This window comes from Hymenobacter sp. IS2118 (assembly GCF_000715495.1).
GTDB lineage: Bacteria > Bacteroidota > Bacteroidia > Cytophagales > Hymenobacteraceae > Hymenobacter.
This window is the reverse complement of sequence record NZ_JNLX01000127.1, coordinates 1-15814: the sequence shown is the minus strand read 5'-3', so window position 1 is coordinate 15814 and position 15814 is coordinate 1. Positions and strand designations below refer to the sequence as shown.

General features: G+C 62.9%; 11 protein-coding genes. 6 read left to right on the top strand and 5 right to left on the bottom strand.

Annotation, left to right across the window (positions count from 1 at the left end; all coding sequences use genetic code 11):
• Position 1: 1 nt before the first annotated feature.
• Entirely contained in the window at positions 2-538 is a 537-nt protein-coding gene (locus GM79_RS10850) for a GNAT family N-acetyltransferase (RefSeq protein WP_035563560.1), read from the bottom strand.
• A gap of 416 nt (positions 539-954) precedes the next feature.
• Between GM79_RS10850 and GM79_RS10845 the strand changes: the two genes are divergently transcribed.
• The 5 genes from GM79_RS10845 (at position 955) to GM79_RS10825 (ending at position 6466) form a co-directional block, all read left to right on the top strand.
• Complete coding sequence (locus GM79_RS10845; protein WP_152559947.1) at positions 955-1776, top strand: DUF6503 family protein; 822 nt, start codon at positions 955-957, stop codon at positions 1774-1776.
• A 231-nt stretch (positions 1777-2007) separates the two neighbouring features.
• Positions 2008-3045 (top strand): NYN domain-containing protein, encoded by a 1038-nt coding sequence (locus GM79_RS10840; RefSeq protein WP_035563557.1) that lies wholly within the window; start codon positions 2008-2010, stop codon positions 3043-3045.
• A gap of 82 nt (positions 3046-3127) precedes the next feature.
• A complete protein-coding gene (locus GM79_RS10835) occupies positions 3128-5359 on the top strand; it encodes a M3 family metallopeptidase (RefSeq protein ID WP_081867689.1) in 2232 nt (743 codons plus the stop codon).
• Positions 5360-5514: 155 nt separating this feature from the next.
• Complete coding sequence (locus tag GM79_RS10830) at positions 5515-5853, top strand: hypothetical protein (protein ID WP_035563554.1); 339 nt, start codon at positions 5515-5517, stop codon at positions 5851-5853.
• A 247-nt stretch (positions 5854-6100) separates the two neighbouring features.
• Positions 6101-6466, top strand: a complete 366-nt coding sequence (locus GM79_RS10825; protein WP_035563551.1) for a hypothetical protein — start codon at positions 6101-6103, stop codon at positions 6464-6466.
• 100 nt (positions 6467-6566) lie between these two features.
• Here GM79_RS10825 and GM79_RS10820 read toward each other — a convergent pair whose 3' ends face one another.
• The 3 genes from GM79_RS10820 to ggt all read right to left on the bottom strand — a co-directional run bounded on the left by GM79_RS10820 (position 6567) and on the right by ggt (position 12813).
• On the bottom strand, positions 6567-7142 hold the full coding sequence (locus GM79_RS10820; protein ID WP_035563548.1) for a DUF4269 domain-containing protein: 576 nt from the start codon (positions 7140-7142) through the stop codon (positions 6567-6569).
• Positions 7143-7485: 343 nt separating this feature from the next.
• Positions 7486-10707 (bottom strand): carboxypeptidase regulatory-like domain-containing protein, encoded by a 3222-nt coding sequence (locus GM79_RS10815; RefSeq protein WP_035563545.1) that lies wholly within the window; start codon positions 10705-10707, stop codon positions 7486-7488.
• A 351-nt stretch (positions 10708-11058) separates the two neighbouring features.
• Entirely contained in the window at positions 11059-12813 is a 1755-nt protein-coding gene (gene ggt, locus GM79_RS10810; protein WP_235184041.1) for a gamma-glutamyltransferase, read from the bottom strand.
• Positions 12814-12956: 143 nt separating this feature from the next.
• On the opposite strand from ggt, the gene GM79_RS10805 reads away from it, so the two are divergent.
• Positions 12957-15008, top strand: a complete 2052-nt coding sequence (locus GM79_RS10805; protein ID WP_051718773.1) for an alpha amylase C-terminal domain-containing protein — start codon at positions 12957-12959, stop codon at positions 15006-15008.
• A gap of 110 nt (positions 15009-15118) precedes the next feature.
• On the opposite strand, the gene GM79_RS10800 is transcribed toward GM79_RS10805, so the two are convergent.
• The coding region (locus GM79_RS10800; RefSeq protein ID WP_035561153.1) for an IS5 family transposase at positions 15119-15814 on the bottom strand (696 nt) is incomplete at its 5' end.

The window sequence follows — 15814 nt, the reverse complement described above, 5'->3', positions numbered from 1 at the left end:
GCTACAGCAGGCACGGGCTGCGGGCCTCGTACCACACGCAGCGCGTGCCGCCCTCTTCAAATTCATTGCCGGCCTGCAAGCCTACTTTCTCCAGGATGCGGCGCGAACCCGTGTTTTCCACGTCGGCGTAGGCGCAAATACGCGCCAGGCCCAGCGTTTCGAACCCGTGGCGGAGCCAGGCTTGCGCGGCCTCGTAGCCGTAGACCTGTCGCCAGAATGGCGGCCGCAACCGGTAGGCAAGGTCGTAGAACTGCTGCTGATTGTTAATGGGGCCAGCCACCAGCTTCAGGCCGGCCCAGCCCATAAACTCCCCCGTTTCGCGTAGCAGCACCGCCCAGCGCCCGATGCCGTTGGCCGCGTACTGGGCCCGAATAAAGCGAATAACCGACTGGCTCTGGGTTAGGTCGGTGGCCAGCGGCCCGCCCATGCCGCCCAGGTAGCGGCGCACCGCCGGGTCAGAATCGAGGGCCAGCATGCCGGCCGCATCGGCATCGGTAAAAGGCCGGAAGTGCAGGCGGGCGGTATCGAAAGGCTGCATAAAGGGAGGGCACCCGGCCATTGAACTGATGCGCAGCAGCTGCAGCGGAAACCGGGCGGCGGCAAGTTACTGCCCGTTGCGAAACGAGCAGGCCGGCTGGCGCGCCTGCCGGCCTGCTCGTTTCGCGTCAACTCCTTTAGCTCCCTTAAACCAACCTGCAGCCAATCCGAAACCTGGCCGCGCACTAGCCGTTGCGTAAGGCCGGGCAATGCAGGCAGTATGATGCGCGCCCGTAAGGTTTGGGGCTGGCCCGCGTCAGCCGCAGAGGCAACCAAGCTACTGTCGTTCGGCCCCGTGCTCCCGCGCCAGCGAACTATACCGGCGGTAGCATTTCCCATCAGCCAGGAACGCTGCAATGGCCTGCGTCCTTCGTTGGCCTTATTGCTGCTTCTCAATACCTTTTCCTTATGAATGCCATGAAGAAAGTACTTTGCCTCAGTCTCCTTGCGTTGGCAACGGCCTGCTCCTCCAACCCCGAGCAGCAGTCCCAGGCCACCGCTGCCGCGCCGGCCAAAACCGCTACCCCGCCCCGCGAGCTGCCCGTAGTGTTGAAGCAAGCCCTGGCGGCCCACGGAGGCCTGGCCGCCTGGCAGCAGTTCGCGGCCCTGGAGTTTCAGCTGAAAACTACGTTGGGAACGCCGCGTAATGAAAAACACCTCATCGACCTGCGCAACCGGCAGGTGCGCATCGAGGCGGCAAACTACCAAGTGGGCATGGACGGCCAACGGGTTTGGGTGAGCCCGTCGAAGGCGGCCTTTGGCGAAATGCCCGCCCGCTTCTACCACAACCTGTTTTTCTACTTCTTCGCCATCCCGTTTGTGCTGGCCGACGACGGTACGATGTACGAGGACCTGGGCACCCGCACCGTGGCGGGCAAAGCCTACCGCGCGCTGAAAGTAGGCTACGAGAATGGCCGCGGCGACTCTTCGGGCGACGAGTACATCGCCCACTTCAACCCCACCACCCACCGCCTGGAGCTACTGCTTTACACGGTTACGTACTTCGAACCGGGCAAAGCGGCCACCTACAACGCCCTGCTCTATACCGATTGGCAGGAAGTGAACGGGCTGCTGCTGCCGCAGAAGATGGAAGGACACCAATTTGCCGACGACAAAATTGGCGCCCTGAGGTACACGGCCGAATTCAGCAACGTGCGCCTCAGCCGCGCCCAACCCGCCGCCAGCCGGTTTGCCATGCCCCAAGGCGCCGTGGTAGATTCGGTAGCCAAACCGAAGTAAGTGACTGACCTTGAGTGCCTCAGGTGCAAACCTCAGTAAGTGAGTGCCTGCGCGGCAACATAGCATTTGGTGCGGTTGACGGCCCCACTCAGGAGCAGCAGGCGCACTTTACCGATTATTACGCAGCCCAGATTCCGGGCCACCGAGAGGCTTCCAAGCAGCAGCAGGTTCGCCGCCGCTTGGAAGCCTTCCGGTGGCCAGGCTCCGGTCCGGCCGCCTTACCTTAGCAATATGACGCCAAAACCAACCACGTCCTCTTACGCCGCCATTTTCATCGATTTTGAGAATATTTATTACTTCCTGAAAAACCACTTTCAGGACCCGCCCGAAATCAACGACTACGTGCTCGACATCGTGCGTACACTTCGGGCGCAGCTGCAGGCCAAGGGCCTGGATTCGCTCATCAGCTACGCTTACGCCGACTTTGAGCGCCTGGCTACCGCACCCCAGGGTGCCCTTTACCTCATGGGCGTGAGCACGCGCAACGTGTTGGGTACCGACCACAAAAACGCCGCCGACATGCAGCTCTGCATCGACGCGCTGGAGGTGATGTACACCCGGCCCGACATCGGCACGTTCGTGCTCGTGGCCGGCGACCGCGACTACATTCCGCTGCTGCAACACCTGCGCCGCCAGGCCCGGCAGGTACTGGTGGCGGGCTTCCGCGAGTCCGTTTCCGGCGATTTGCTCCAGAACATCGGGGCCGAAAACTTCCTTAATGCCCGCGACCTGCTGGCGCCCGAGAGCGTGACGCAGCTGGAAACGCGCCGCGCCGACCGCCTGCGCCGGGCCGACGACGCCCGCCGTTTGCGCGATTCCGCCGCCCCGCCTGTCGAGCTTGCCGATGCGGACCGCCCCAAACCCACCGTGCCTGGGCCAGTTCCCGAAGCCGTGCGCCCGAGCGCCCCGGTTTTGCCCCGTCCGTTGCCTGCCCGCCTGCCCGACGACGTGTCGGAATTTGCGTCCATTCAGCCGTTGGGTACGAGCAGTTCGGTTCGCACGCTGGCCTTCATGCTCCGCGAGTTTCAGAAGCTGGAGGCCAAGCAGCAGCGCCGGGTGCGCGAGCTGTGGCTGGGCCCGTTTATGCGCCTGCTGGCCGATGAGCTGCCCGAATTGCCCGACTATGAGCGCCGCGACCAGCTCAACAAGCTGCGCGATGCCGGCGCCATCCGCATCGAGAAGCGCGAGGGCGAGCCGCACCCGTTTTCGGTGATTGTGGTGAACTACAACCACCCCGATGTGCAGGCCCTGCACCCAGGGGAAGAGTAGCGGCCGCCCGGCTGGCCGCGCCAGCCCATTCTATAACGTCACTAACAACCAGCAACTAAAACTGACAACTAAACCATCGCCTATGAATCAGCGTCCTTTCCCCAATCCTAAAACCCTGATTGCCGGCACTTGCCTCGCGCTCACCTTCATTAGCCCCATGCTGCCCACTTCCAGCCTCGCCCAATCCGCTCCCGTTTCCGCTGCCGCCGCTGCCAACCCGCTGCTGGCGGACTGGGCAGGCCCCTACGGCGGGGTGCCGGCTTTTGATAAGGTGAAAGTCGAGCATTTCAAGCCGGCGCTGGAGGCGGCGATGGCCGAGAACCTGCGCGAAATCGATGCCATTGCCACTAATAAGCAGGCCGCTACCTTCGAAAATACCATTGCCGCCCTGGAGCAAGCCGGCCAGCGGCTCGACGAGGTGCAAACCGTGTACGGCATTTGGTCGGGAACGCTGAGCAGCCCGGAAGTACAGGCCATTCAGCGCGAGATGGCGCCCCGCATGGCGGCTTTCTCTGACCAGATTAATCAGAACGAGGCCCTGTTTCGGCGCGTGGCGGCGGTGTATGATTCGCCCGAAAAAAGCAAGCTCACGCCCGAGCAACAGCGCCTTTCGTGGGTGTACTACAACAACCTGGTGCGGGCCGGCGCCAAGCTCGACGCCCCCGCCAAAGCACGCCTTTCGGCCATCAACCAGCAGCTGGCGGGCCTGTTCACCAAGTTCAGCCAGAACGTGCTGGCCGATGAAACGGACTCCGTGCTGGTGCTGAAAACGCCCGCCGACCTGGCCGGTCTGCCCACTTCGCTGCAAGCCGATGCCGCTGCCGCGGCCACCGCCCGCAAGCTGACCGGCGCCGGTGCCATCACCAACACCCGCTCCAGCATTGAGCCGTTCCTGACCTATTCCGACCAGCGCCAGCTGCGCGAAAAGGCCTGGCGCATGTTCTACAACCGCGGCGACAACGGCGGCGCGCACGACAACAACGCCATTATCAGCGAAATACTCCAGCTGCGGGCCGAGCGCGCCAAGCTGCTGGGCTACCAAACCCACGCCCACTGGCGCCTCGACAACACGATGGCCAAAACCCCGGAAGCAGCCATGCAGCTGATGGAGCAGGTGTGGACGCCCGCCGTGGCTCGTGCCAAGGAAGAGGTAGCTGACATGCAGGCCCTGGCCCGGAAGGAAGGCGCTGGCACCACCTTCAAAATTGAGCCCTGGGACTACCGCTACTACGCCGAAAAGGTGCGCAAAGCCCGCTACGACCTCGACCAGAACGAGGTGAAGCAGTACCTGCAGCTCGATAAAATGCGCGAAGGCATGTTTTGGGTAGCCGGCGAGCTGTTCAACTTCACCTTTAGCCCCGTGGCCAATGTGCCCGTGTACCACCCCGACGTGAAGGTGTGGGAGGTGAAGGACAAAACCACCGGCCAGCACGTGGGCCTGTGGTATTTCGACCCCTACGCCCGGCCCGGCAAGCGCTCCGGCGCCTGGATGAATGCCTACCGCAACCAGCAGCGCCTGGATGGCCAGCCCGTGACAACCATCGTTTCTAACAACTCCAACTTCGTGAAAGGCAAGGACGGCGAGCCCACGCTCATTTCCTGGACCGACGCCACCACGCTGTTTCACGAATTCGGCCATGCCCTGCACGGCCTGTCGTCGAACGTGACGTACCCCTCGCTGGCGGGCACCAGCGTGGTGCGCGACTACGTGGAATTTCCCTCGCAGGTGCTCGAAAACTGGCTGCCTACGCCGCAGGTCCTCCAGCGCTTCGCGGTGCATTACCAAACCGGCAAGCCCATTCCGCAGGCATTGGTAGACCGCATTGAGAAGGCGGCCACCTTCAACCAGGGCTTCGAAACCACCGAATTCCTGGCCAGCGCCCTCATCGATATGAAGCTGCACCTGGCCGGCAGCCAGAAAATTGATGCCGACAAGTTTGAGCGCGAAACTTTGGCCGAGCTGGGCATGCCCCGCGAAATTGTGATGCGCCACCGCACGCCGCAGTTCTCGCACGTCTTTTCGTCCGATGGCTACTCGGCCGGCTACTACAGCTACCTGTGGTCGGTGGTGCTGGCGGCCGATGCCTACGGGGCCTTCACCGAGGCCGGTGGCCCTTACGACAAGGCCGTGGGCCAGCGCCTGACCAAGAACATCTTCTCCATCGGCAACACCGTGGACCCGGCCCAGGCCTACCGCAACTTCCGCGGCCGCGACCCGAAAATTGACGCGCTGATGAAGGAGCGGGGCTTCCCGATGACGACTGGCAAGGCCAGCGCCGCGCCAGCGAAAAAAGCCGCTGGGAAGAAAAAGTAGCCAGCAGGCGGCGCGCTGTAAAACCCATCGCAGCCAGAAAAGTTATGTCAAACTTTTGCTTTTTGGAAAGGCCAAAATATTGTACGTTTGAGTGTTAACAAGCGGGCCGGGGACGGGTTGATAAGCCGTACACACACCTTTCTAACCCCAATAACATGTCAGATACCCAATCACCAACCAGCCAACTCGACGACACCCTCAACGCCCTCAAGGGTGGTTTGGCAGCTGCTGCTGGCGTTGCCGGCGACAACATCGCCGGTTGGATTAAGACCCTGTCGGCTGTACCCCAGCTCTCGGGCATCAGCGCCGAGCTGCAGAACCTGCACGACGCCCTGAGCAGCGGTGCTTCCGACACCGGTGCGCTGGCCACCAGCCTGAGCACGCTGGGCGAGCACACCACCAAGGCAGCCGAGTCGGCCACGGCCGATTCGCAGGAGAAGCTGCGTGAGCTGGGCCAGACGCTGACCGCCGCCGGTGGTCAGCTGCGCGGCTAGTTGCCCCGGTTACCCTGAAAACAGAGAAAGCCGCTTTGCTGCCCGTCAGCGAAGCGGCTTTTTTGGCTGGTTTGGTGCCGGAACCGGGGGCGCGTTTTGTCAACGGGCGGCGCGGTTGCCGGGGGTAAAATTGGCATTTTGCCTGTGCGCCTGCGTACCTTCGCGGCTGCAAGCCCAGGCTTAGCGGCCCCGCCTGCCGGGGTTGCGGCACGGATGGGCCGAATTTTCAACTCCCTCCATTCCTCCCATGAGCTTTATTTCCGAGATAGAATCCAGCGTTCAAGCCATTTTTGCCGCCATCGGCAGCGGTTTTCAGAACGACCCCGCCGCCGGCTACGGCCAGATTGATAATTGGATTCAGCACCTGAACTCCATCAACGAGCCCGCCCTGCGCCCCATCGTGCAGGAGCTGCAGGCCCTGCGCGGCTTCATCGACAACAACAACGCCGCCGGCATGGCGGAGGCCTTTCAGAACCTTGGCGAGATGACGGCCCAGTCGGCCCTGTCGGTGCACAACTTCAGCGGCAACGGCGATAAGGCCCGCGAAATCAGCCAGAAGATGACGGCCGCCGCCGGCAACCTGCGCCACCTGGCCAACGCGCCCCGCGCCTAGTCAAAATAGCTACTCAGCTACCAAGTGATACTCCTTTGCGTTGGAGATTATAAAACGGCCGGCTGCGGAAACGCAGCCGGCCGTTTGCGTAGGTGCGAGTTTAAGCATGGCGCTGACGCAGCAGGTCGTGCAGTTCTTCTTCGGCGTACTTTTCCAGGGCCAGCAATTCGGTGTAGGGGTCGGGGCTGGTCCAGCCCAGAGCGGCGGCGAAGGCGGGCTCGGTTTTCAGGCCCGCGGCCCGCAACGCCCGTATTTCGGCCCGCAACGCGGCCCCGCCCACTTGCAGCAGCCGGTGCTCGATGCACAGGTGCCGGTAACCGTGTTGCCGCTCGCTCGGCAACGCCTGGCCAAATATTTCTACCGGCATGCTCAAGGTCGAAAACGCCGTGAAGCTGCTCGTGAGCCCTTGGCGCACGGTGCGGCGCTGCGAAAACCCCACCTGCGGCCCGTAGTGGGCCGCCAGCAAAGCCTCAAACGGGGCGAAGTCGTGCACCTCGCACACCAGGTCCAGGTCGCTGCCGGGCTGTTGCAGGTTCAGCGGAAATGTGCCCACCAGTAGCGGCGAATACGACCGCAACACCTCGGGCAGCCCCAGCGCCCGCAGCACGCGGTAGGCACGGCGCTGCCCGGCCGAGCCGTGCCGCAAATAGGAAAGGTCCTGAAAGGGAAAGGGCATTGGCGTGGATTTTGGGTTGGATTTCTGCCGGGCCCGCTAACTTAACAAAGGCATGACCGAACTGAAACATCGGGGTAACCGGCGCGGCGGACCTTTGTCAAAAGAAATATCCAACCCCTATTCGTTATGAAAAAGTTATTGAATAAGTGGATGCGGCGGCTGGCCGCTTCCGTCCGCCCCGGCGGGCCCGGCTCCGATATCATGCTGTTCATCTAAGCCGCCCACCGGATTATCGTCCTCTATCGACGTGAGTTATGGTTAGGTATTATTCAGTTCGGGCATAAAAAAACGCCCACTGCGCGTCGCGGTGGGCGTTTTTATGCAAATTATCGAGGCCTTGCGGTTAGTCGAAAATGTAGCGCAGGCCAAGCTGGGCGCGCCAGCGGCTGTTCAGGTCGGTGTTGTTGATAAAGGTCTGGTTGCCGCCGCGGAACTGGTAAACCGGCGTGTTGGGCGCGCTGGGCAGGTAGGCGGTTTCGATGAAGCGGTTGTTGGCAAATACGCGCCGCACGCCCCAATCGGAGCTGAGCAGGTTGCCCAGGTTCTGCACGTCAAGGCTTAGCTGCAGGCTGTGCTTGCGCTCACCGGCCGTAACGGTGAAGTCCTGTAGCAGCTTGGCGTCGAGTTGGGTGTACCAGGGGCTGATGGCTCCGTTGCGCTCGGTGTAGTTGCCGCGGCGCGAGTTCAGGTAGTCGTCCTGCCGGATGTAGGCTTCGAGCTGCTGGTACTGCTGGTCGGCCGAAACGAGCACTACCGGGTTGGGGCCGGTCGACATGATGTCGACCAGGTTAATCTGGTCGCGCGAGGTGGGAACCTTCAGCAGGTCGTTGCCGGCAATGCCGTCGCGGTTCAGGTCGCCGGCGTAGGTGTAGGAAAAGCGGTTGCCCTGAGCAGCTTCAAAGAAAAAGCTCAGTGTGGTGGCCAGCTTGTTATCGGCGTAAGCGAAGCGCTTGCCGGCCGCCCCAATGATGCGGTGCTGCAAGCCAAAGTCGCTGAAGGCCAGCTGTGGGCTGTTGGCGTTGCCCACTACGGGGTTGCGCTGGAAGGCGTCGGCGGCAATCTCGCCGGGGTTCGAGGTTACGTCCTTGGCCTGCGAGTAGGTGTAGGCCGCGTTCAGGTACAGGCCGTTGGCGAAGTCCTTTTTCAGCTGGCCGGTGAGGCTGAACTGGTAGCCTTTGTTGGTGTTTTCGAGCACGATGACGCCCGCGTCGAGAAAGCTGAACTGGCCGTTGGGGCCATTGAAACCGGGCGTGATGCGCGGGCCGGCAGCCGGGTAAATCAGGCGGTTATCGAAGCCGGCGAGGCGCTCGGTGGGCGTCACCAGGTTGTAGTTGCGGTGAATGGCCGCGTTGCGGTCCTTCGAGTAAATGGCTTCCAGCGTGGCCACTACGCCGCCGGGCAGCTGCTGGTCCACAGCCAGGTTGGAACGCCACACCTGCGGAAACTTAAAGTCGCGGGCCGTGCCGTTAATCTGGAAGGTGTAGAAGTTGTCGAACTGCGCGTTCGAGGCTTGGTTCGAAATCCACACGAACGGAATGCGGCCCGTGAAAATGCCCGTGCCGCCGCGTACCTGCGTGGTGTAGGTGGCTTGGTTGAGGGCGTAGTTGAAGCCCAGGCGCGGCGAAAACAGCGGCGTGGCTTTCGGAAACACCGTCACGTCCACCCGCGCCGGCTGGCCGCTGCCATCGAGCAGGGGCGCGTTCAGAATCTGCGGGTTCTGCGGCACGTCGGTGTTGTAGATGGGCAGGTCGGCGCGCAGGCCCAGCGTCAGCTTGAAGTCGGGCGTCACGTTCCACTCGTCCTGGCCGTAGAAACCCACCTGGGCCACGTCCACGTCCACGCCCTTCACCGGGCGCTGGCCGCCGGCGGTGGCAATGGCGTTCAAATCCACGAAGTCGGGGTTGTTGCGGTCCGTCACCTGGAAGAAGCGGTTCACGTCGAGGCCGCCGAAGAAGGGGTAGCCGTAGCGCTGCAGGTTGAAGGAGTTGAAGAAGTTGAACCGCTCGTAGGTGAGGCCCACCGTTAGCACGTGCGCTCCGGCAAAGTAGCTCAGGTTGTCGGTAAACTGGGTAATGTTCTGGTCCAGCACGTTGTTGGCCGAAAACTGCTCCGTGCCCACGCTCACGTAGGTCGTGCCGTTGCGGGTGATGTCAATCTGGGGAAACAGCTTGGCGCCCTGGGGCAGCTCGCGGAAGTCGCGGAATGCCGAGAAGCTCAGCTGGGCCTTGTTGCTGAATTTCTCGCCGAAGCGCGAGTTCAGCTCGCCCACCACCGAGTTCAGGTTGTTGTTGATGGTGTAGCCCGAATTGGAATATTGCAGCGTGTTTACGCCCTGCACCCGCGACGAGGGCGCGATGGCAATCGGGTGCGGCCCCTGCTCGCGGAAGCTGTTGAGGTAGTTGTAGCGCAGCGAAAACGTGTTCTTATCGTTAATGTTCCAGTCCAGCTTGGCCAGAAACTTGTCGCTCGACGTGCGGTAGGTAAAGTCGCGGAAGCTGCCAGGGTCGTAGCCGTACACGGTGCGCAGCCGCTCCTGAATGGCGAGCAAGTCGCTTTCGAGCACCCGGCTCACGCCGTCGGCCCGGCCGTCGAGGGCGGCCTGGGCTTCGGCGGCGCTGCTGGCGGGCCGGAACGTCAGGCCGGGGTCGTCGCGCCGCGTGATTTCGGCGTTGGTGAAAAAGAACAGCTTGTTTTTCAGAATGGGGCCGCCCAGCGAAAACCCGGTTTGGTTGAACTTGAGGTCGGGGTTGCGCACGGTCACATCGGCCACCTTCTCGCCAATGAAGCTTTCGTTGCGGAAATACGTGTAGGCCGTGCCCCGGAAAGCGTTGGTACCGCTCTTGGTCACGGCGTTCACGCCGGCCCCCGTGAAGCCGCCCTGCCGCACGTCGAACGGCGCCAGGCTCACCTCCAGCTGCTCGATGGCGTCGATGGACACCGGCTGCGAGTTGGTTTGGCCGCCGGGCGTAGGCGCGTCGAGGCCAAACGAGTTGTTGAAGATGGAGCCGTCGAGCGAGAAGTTGTTGTAGAGCGTGTTGCGGCCCCCAAAGCTCAGGCCGCTGCTCTGCGGCGTGAGGCGCGTGAAGTCTTCCTGCGAGCGGCTGATGCTGGGCAGCGTGCGGATGGCCGCGTTGTTGATGCTGGTCGAAGCGCCGGTGCGGTCTTTGTTGATGATGCCGTCGCGGTTGCCGCGCACTACCACTTCGTCCAGGGCGCGGCCCTCTTCGGCCAGCTTCGTGTTCACCTCGTAGGTTTTGCCCAGCGCCAGCTGAATGCCGCCCTGCGCGTAAGTGGCATAACCCACAAACGAAACCGTTACTTCATAAGGCCCGCCCACCCGCATGTTCAGCAGGTCGAACTGTCCGTTTTCGCGGGTGGCCGTGCCGTAGCGCGTGCCGGTGGGCAAGTGGGTGGCCAGCACCGTAGCGCCGGGCAGCGGCTGGCCTTCGCCATCCAGAATTACGCCCTTCATGGCGGCTGTGGTCACGCCCTGGGCGGCGGCGGAGTGGCTGTTGACCAGCAAAATCCAGCCCAGCAGCAGAAGTAAGTAGTGGTTTAATTTCATGAGAACGGCGTTTATTTTTATTTTCAGAAACGAGGCTTTCCAAATCCGGCCGCAAAAGTAGGGTCTTAATTTAGTGATGCAAGCATAACATATTTGATGCTGGCAAATGATAACACAAAGGTGAAATAAAATTAATGTAAATCAGCTATATTCAAGAAGCGATGTGCTTATAATTCCCGCGAACTAGCAGGGCAGCGTCGACCTCGGTGGGTGCCGCTACGGGCTTACCGGGTCTTGGGCCGGTGGTCTGGCCGAGGTATTTCCTGTCCATAAAACAGTCAGCTAACTACATAAAAAAAAGAGCGGCCCCACCGGAGCCGCCCTGTTGTAAAACTCCTCCTAACGGCCAGCCTAATACCCCACGGCCTTGTCGTCGCCGCGGGGGTCGGCGCCGCCTTCCAGCTTACCGTCCGGCCGCACGTAGATGATGTCGAGGCGGCCCCAGGGCAGGCGTGGGTTGATGGAGTAGCCGCGGGCGCGCAGGGAATCCTGGGCAGCGGGAAGCAGGGCGCCGGATTCCACGTCGAGCACGTCGGGCTGCCACTGATGGTGCAGGCGGGGCGCCGTTACGGCCTGTTGGGCGTTGAAGCCGTAATCGACCACGCCCAAAATCGTTTGCAGCACGCTGGTAATAATAGTGCTGCCGCCGGGCGAGCCCACTACCAGCGCCAGCTTGCCGTTGCGGGTGAGGATGGTGGGCGTCATGCTGCTGAGCATGCGCTTGCCAGGGGCAATGGCGTTGGCCGTACCGCCCAGCAGCCCATAGGCATTGGGCATGCCGGGCTTGGCGCTAAAATCATCCATCTCATTATTAAGCAGAAAGCCCGCGCCCGGCACCACCACTTTGCTGCCGTACCCCCCATTGAGCGTAGTGGTGCAGCTCACGGCGTTGCCGAAAGCATCGACGATGCTGTAGTGCGTGGTTTCGGCGCTTTCGTAGGCGGGCAGGCCCTTGCCGGCGGCCAATTCGCTGCTGGGCGTTGCCCGGCCGCGCGTGCGTCGGGTAGCGGCGCGCTGGCGGTTGTAGTCGGTATCGAGCAGCTTTTGCACGGGCACGGTGCCAAAGTCGGGGTCGCCGAGGTAGGTGGCGCGGTCAGCGTACACCCGGCGCTCGGCCTCGGTCACGAGATGGACGGCCAGGGGCGTGTGGTAGCCGGCCTGGGCCAGGTCGAGGGGCTCCAGCATTTGCAGCATCTGCAGCAGGGCCACGCCGCCGCTGCTGGGTGGCGGCATGGTTATCACGTCGTAGTCGCGGTAGTGGCCGCGCAGGGGCTCGCGCCATTTGGCCTGGTAGCCGTCCAGGTCCTTCTGGCTGATGAGGCCGCCGCTGCGCTTCATTTCGGCCAGGAGCAGGCGGGCGGTTTCGCCGCGGTAGAAGCCGGCGCGGCCCTGGTCGCGCACGCGGGCCAGGGTGCGGGCCAGCTCGGGCAGGCGAAGGGTGTCACCAGCCTGCCACTCGCCGCCACCGGCGCGCAGGTAGGCTGGGGTGCTGCCGGGGTTATACTTCAGGAAGTCGGCCCGGCCGCGGTTCAGGCCCGCCGCTTCTTTAGCGGTGAGGGGAAAGCCCTGGGTGGCCAGGGCCACGGCCGGCTGCACCAGCGAGGGCCACGAGAGCTTGCAGAGCTGCTTGTGCAGCGTGGTCATGCCGGCCACGGTGCCGGGCGTGCCCACGGCCAGCGGGCCGGCGGCGCTCAAGCCCGCTACCACGCTGCCCTGCTGGTTGAGGTACATATCGCGGGTGGCGCTGGCCGGGGCGGTTTCGCGGAAATCGAGGCTGCCGGCCGAGCCGTTGCGGTCGCGGTAGAGCAGGAAGCCACCACCGCCGATGTTGCCGGCCGCCGGCAGCACCACGGCCAGGGCAAACTGCACGGCCACGGCCGCATCGTAGGCATTGCCGCCGCGCTGCAGCACCAGGGTGCCAATTTTGGATGCTTCGGGATGAGCCGAAACCACCATGGCGTAGTTGGCCAGCCGGGGCGCGGCGGCGGTGGGTACTGGTGTGGCCAACGAGCCCTCAAAAGCCCGCGAGGTGGACGTGACCGGCCGCTCGGCCGAGCAGGCAAACACCAGGGCCAGTGGCAGGGCCAGATAACGGGTTTTCATCATGGGACAAAATAACGCCATGTTTCCTTGGTTTGCTACCATTGGGCTGCAAACAGAACCTGATACATAAGAAATTGCGGTCCAATGGCCGGTCATGCTAAACCGGTGGCTTCAGCGCCTTACTTTTGGCCTAAACCTTCTGCATCATGGCCAAGACCAAACCTGCCGCTTCCACCGCGCCCAAAACCCGCCGCCCGGCCCCGCTGGCCCTGGTGAAAAACGACGCCTGGCTGGCGCCCTACGAGCCCGTGCTGCGCCAGCGTCAGGTGCGGCTGCAAGCCCGAATCGAGGAGATTGAGCAGCATCACGGCTCGCTGGCCCAGTACGCTACCGCGCACCAGCAGCTGGGCCTGAACCACGACGCGGCCCGCGGCGGCTACGTGTACCGGGAGTGGGCGCCCGGCGCCGAAGCCCTGTTTCTGATTGGCGACTTCAACGGCTGGGACCGGCAGGCCAACCCGCTGCAACGGTTGGATTTTGGCGTGTGGGAGGTGTTTTTGCCCGATGCTGAATACGGCCAGCGCCTCGCCCACGGCAGCCGCTACAAGGTGCACGTGGTGGCCAATGGCCAAGGCAAAGACCGGCTGCCCGCGACGCTGCGCCGCGCCGTGCAGGACGAAGAAACCAAGGATTTCGCCGGCCAAATCTGGCGCCCCGAAACCGAATTTGCCTGGACCGACCAGAAGTTTAAAGTTGCGGCCGCCGTGCCCGAGCTGCTCATTTACGAGGCCCATGTGGGCATGGCTACCGAGGAAGGCCGGGTGGGCACCTACCGCGAATTTGCCGAGAGCGTGCTGCCCCGCATCGCGGCCGGCGGCTACAACGTGGTGCAGCTAATGGCCGTGCAGGAGCACCCGTACTACGGCTCTTTTGGCTACCATGTGGCTAATTTGTTTGCCGCCAGCTCGCGTTTCGGCACGCCCGAGGACCTGAAGTTTCTCATCAACGAAGCGCACCGCCTCGGCATTGCCGTGCTGCTCGACATCGTGCACTCGCACGCCGTGAAAAACGAGGCCGAGGGGCTGGCCGATTTCGACGGCTCCGGCAACCTCTACTTTCACAAAGGGGAGCGCGGCAACCACCCCGGCTGGGACAGCAAACTTTTCGACTACGGCCGCGACGAAGTACAGCGCCTGCTCCTCAGCAACCTCCGCTTCTGGCTCGAAGAATTTCATTTCGACGGCTTCCGCTTCGATGGTGTGACGAGCATGCTTTACCACCACCACGGCGAGGGCGTAAACTTCGTGGGCTACGATGATTATTTCGGCCCCGGCGCCGATGAGGACGCCATTTTGTACCTGCAGCTGGCCACCACGCTGGCTCACCAATTCAAAAAAGGCAGCCTGCTGGTGGCCGAGGACATGAGCGGCCTGCCCGGTCTGTGCCGCCCCATCAAGGAAGGCGGCGTGGGCTTCGACTATCGGTTGGCCATGGGCATTCCCGATTTCTGGATAAAGCTCCTCAAGCACACACCCGACGAAAACTGGCCCCTCGGCGAGTTGTGGCACACGCTCAGCAATCGCCGCTTGGGCGAAAAAACCGTGGCCTACGCGGAGAGCCACGACCAGGCGTTGGTGGGCGACAAAACGCTGGCTCACTGGCTGTTCGATGCCGGTATTTACGCCCACATGCAGGCCGCCGACCCCGATTCCGGTGCGGCGCGGGCCCTGGCGCTGCACAAGCTCATCCGGCTGCTCACGCTCTCGGTGGGCGGCGAGGCCTACCTCACCTTCATCGGCAACGAATTTGGCCACCCCGAATGGGTGGACTTCCCGCGCGAAGGCAACGACTGGAGCTACCAGTTTGCCCGCCGCCAATGGAGCCTGGGCGACAACTCCGACCTGAAATTCCACCAAATGGGCGCCTTCGACAAAGCCCTGGTGCAGCTGGCGCGCGAGCAGCACCTGCTGGCCGCTGGCCCCGCCACCCTGCTCAAGCACGATGAGGAAAACAAGGTGCTGGCGTACGAGCGCGGCGGCCTGGTATTCGTCGTGAACCTGAACGTCAAAGAAAGCTTCACCGACTACCGCTTCTGGGTAACGACCGAAGGCGCGTACCACGTGCTGCTCTCCTCCGACAACAGCCGTTTCGGCGGCTTCAACCGCCCGGACGAGGCGTTTGAGTACGAGACCTTTGAGCACCAGCTGAGCCTGTACGTACCCAGCCGGGTGGCGCTGGTGCTGAAACTGGTTGGGTAGCAGCATTGGTGTTAAGCTTTGGCCCTCCCGTTCTATCGGGCATCAAAGTCCTCTCACCTCACGCTCGTAGAAAACATACCCGAGCTTCCGCCTGGATGGAGACTTAGAGCCTATCCGAAAAATAGGAGGGAGTGTCGCCAGACGGTGTTTGCGCAAGCCAGGTGGAGGAGGGCTTCGTAGTTGGCGACTTTCTTTTCCCAGCGGATGAGCAGGCGGCGGAAACGGTGGAACCAGGCGTGGGTGCGCTCGACGACCCAGCGACGGGCGCGGTAGCCGGGGGTGCGGCATTTGTCGGCTTCCTCTCCCCGGCTCAGGATGTGCACCCGGTAGCCCCACTGGGCCAGTAGGCGCCGAATGGCCTCGGCGTCGTAGCCCTTGTCGGCGCAGAAACCGGGGGCGAAATCGCCTTCGGCCGGTGGGGGCAGCACGGGCATCGAATCGAGTACGGCCTGTACTTGCGTCACTTCGTGGACGTTGGCTCCGGTCACGGCCACGCCGACGGGCAAGCCCTGAGCCTCGGTCAGCACGTGGCGTTTGACGCCGCCCTTGCCCCGGTCCGTCGGGTTGGGGCCGACGGCCTCGCCGCCAAGCGGGGCCTTGGTCTGGCAGGCATCCAGACACTGCCAGTCCCAATCCAGGCGGCCTTCGGCCTGTAACTGCACCAAGCCGCTGGTCCAAAGCCGCTTAAAAACGCCAGCCTGGGCCCACTGCTGGAACCGGTCATGGACCGTGGAGGTTGCCCCCAAGCACCGCGGCAAGGCCTTCCACTGCATCCCCGTAACCAAAATATAGTAGATGGCAAAAAA

Bases quoted from the DNA above. Each gene is read 5' to 3' on its own strand.
- GM79_RS10850 (WP_035563560.1), bottom strand. From the start codon at position 538: ATGCAGCCTTTCGATACCGCCCGCCTGCACTTCCGGCCTTTTACCGAT.
- GM79_RS10845 (WP_152559947.1), top strand. From the start codon at position 955: ATGAAGAAAGTACTTTGCCTCAGTCTCCTTGCGTTGGCAACGGCCTGC.
- GM79_RS10840 (WP_035563557.1), top strand. From the start codon at position 2,008: ATGACGCCAAAACCAACCACGTCCTCTTACGCCGCCATTTTCATCGAT.
- GM79_RS10835 (WP_081867689.1), top strand. From the start codon at position 3,128: ATGAATCAGCGTCCTTTCCCCAATCCTAAAACCCTGATTGCCGGCACT.
- GM79_RS10830 (WP_035563554.1), top strand. From the start codon at position 5,515: ATGTCAGATACCCAATCACCAACCAGCCAACTCGACGACACCCTCAAC.
- GM79_RS10825 (WP_035563551.1), top strand. From the start codon at position 6,101: ATGAGCTTTATTTCCGAGATAGAATCCAGCGTTCAAGCCATTTTTGCC.
- GM79_RS10820 (WP_035563548.1), bottom strand. From the start codon at position 7,142: ATGCCCTTTCCCTTTCAGGACCTTTCCTATTTGCGGCACGGCTCGGCC.
- GM79_RS10815 (WP_035563545.1), bottom strand. From the start codon at position 10,707: ATGAAATTAAACCACTACTTACTTCTGCTGCTGGGCTGGATTTTGCTG.
- ggt (WP_235184041.1), bottom strand. From the start codon at position 12,813: ATGATGAAAACCCGTTATCTGGCCCTGCCACTGGCCCTGGTGTTTGCC.
- GM79_RS10805 (WP_051718773.1), top strand. From the start codon at position 12,957: ATGGCCAAGACCAAACCTGCCGCTTCCACCGCGCCCAAAACCCGCCGC.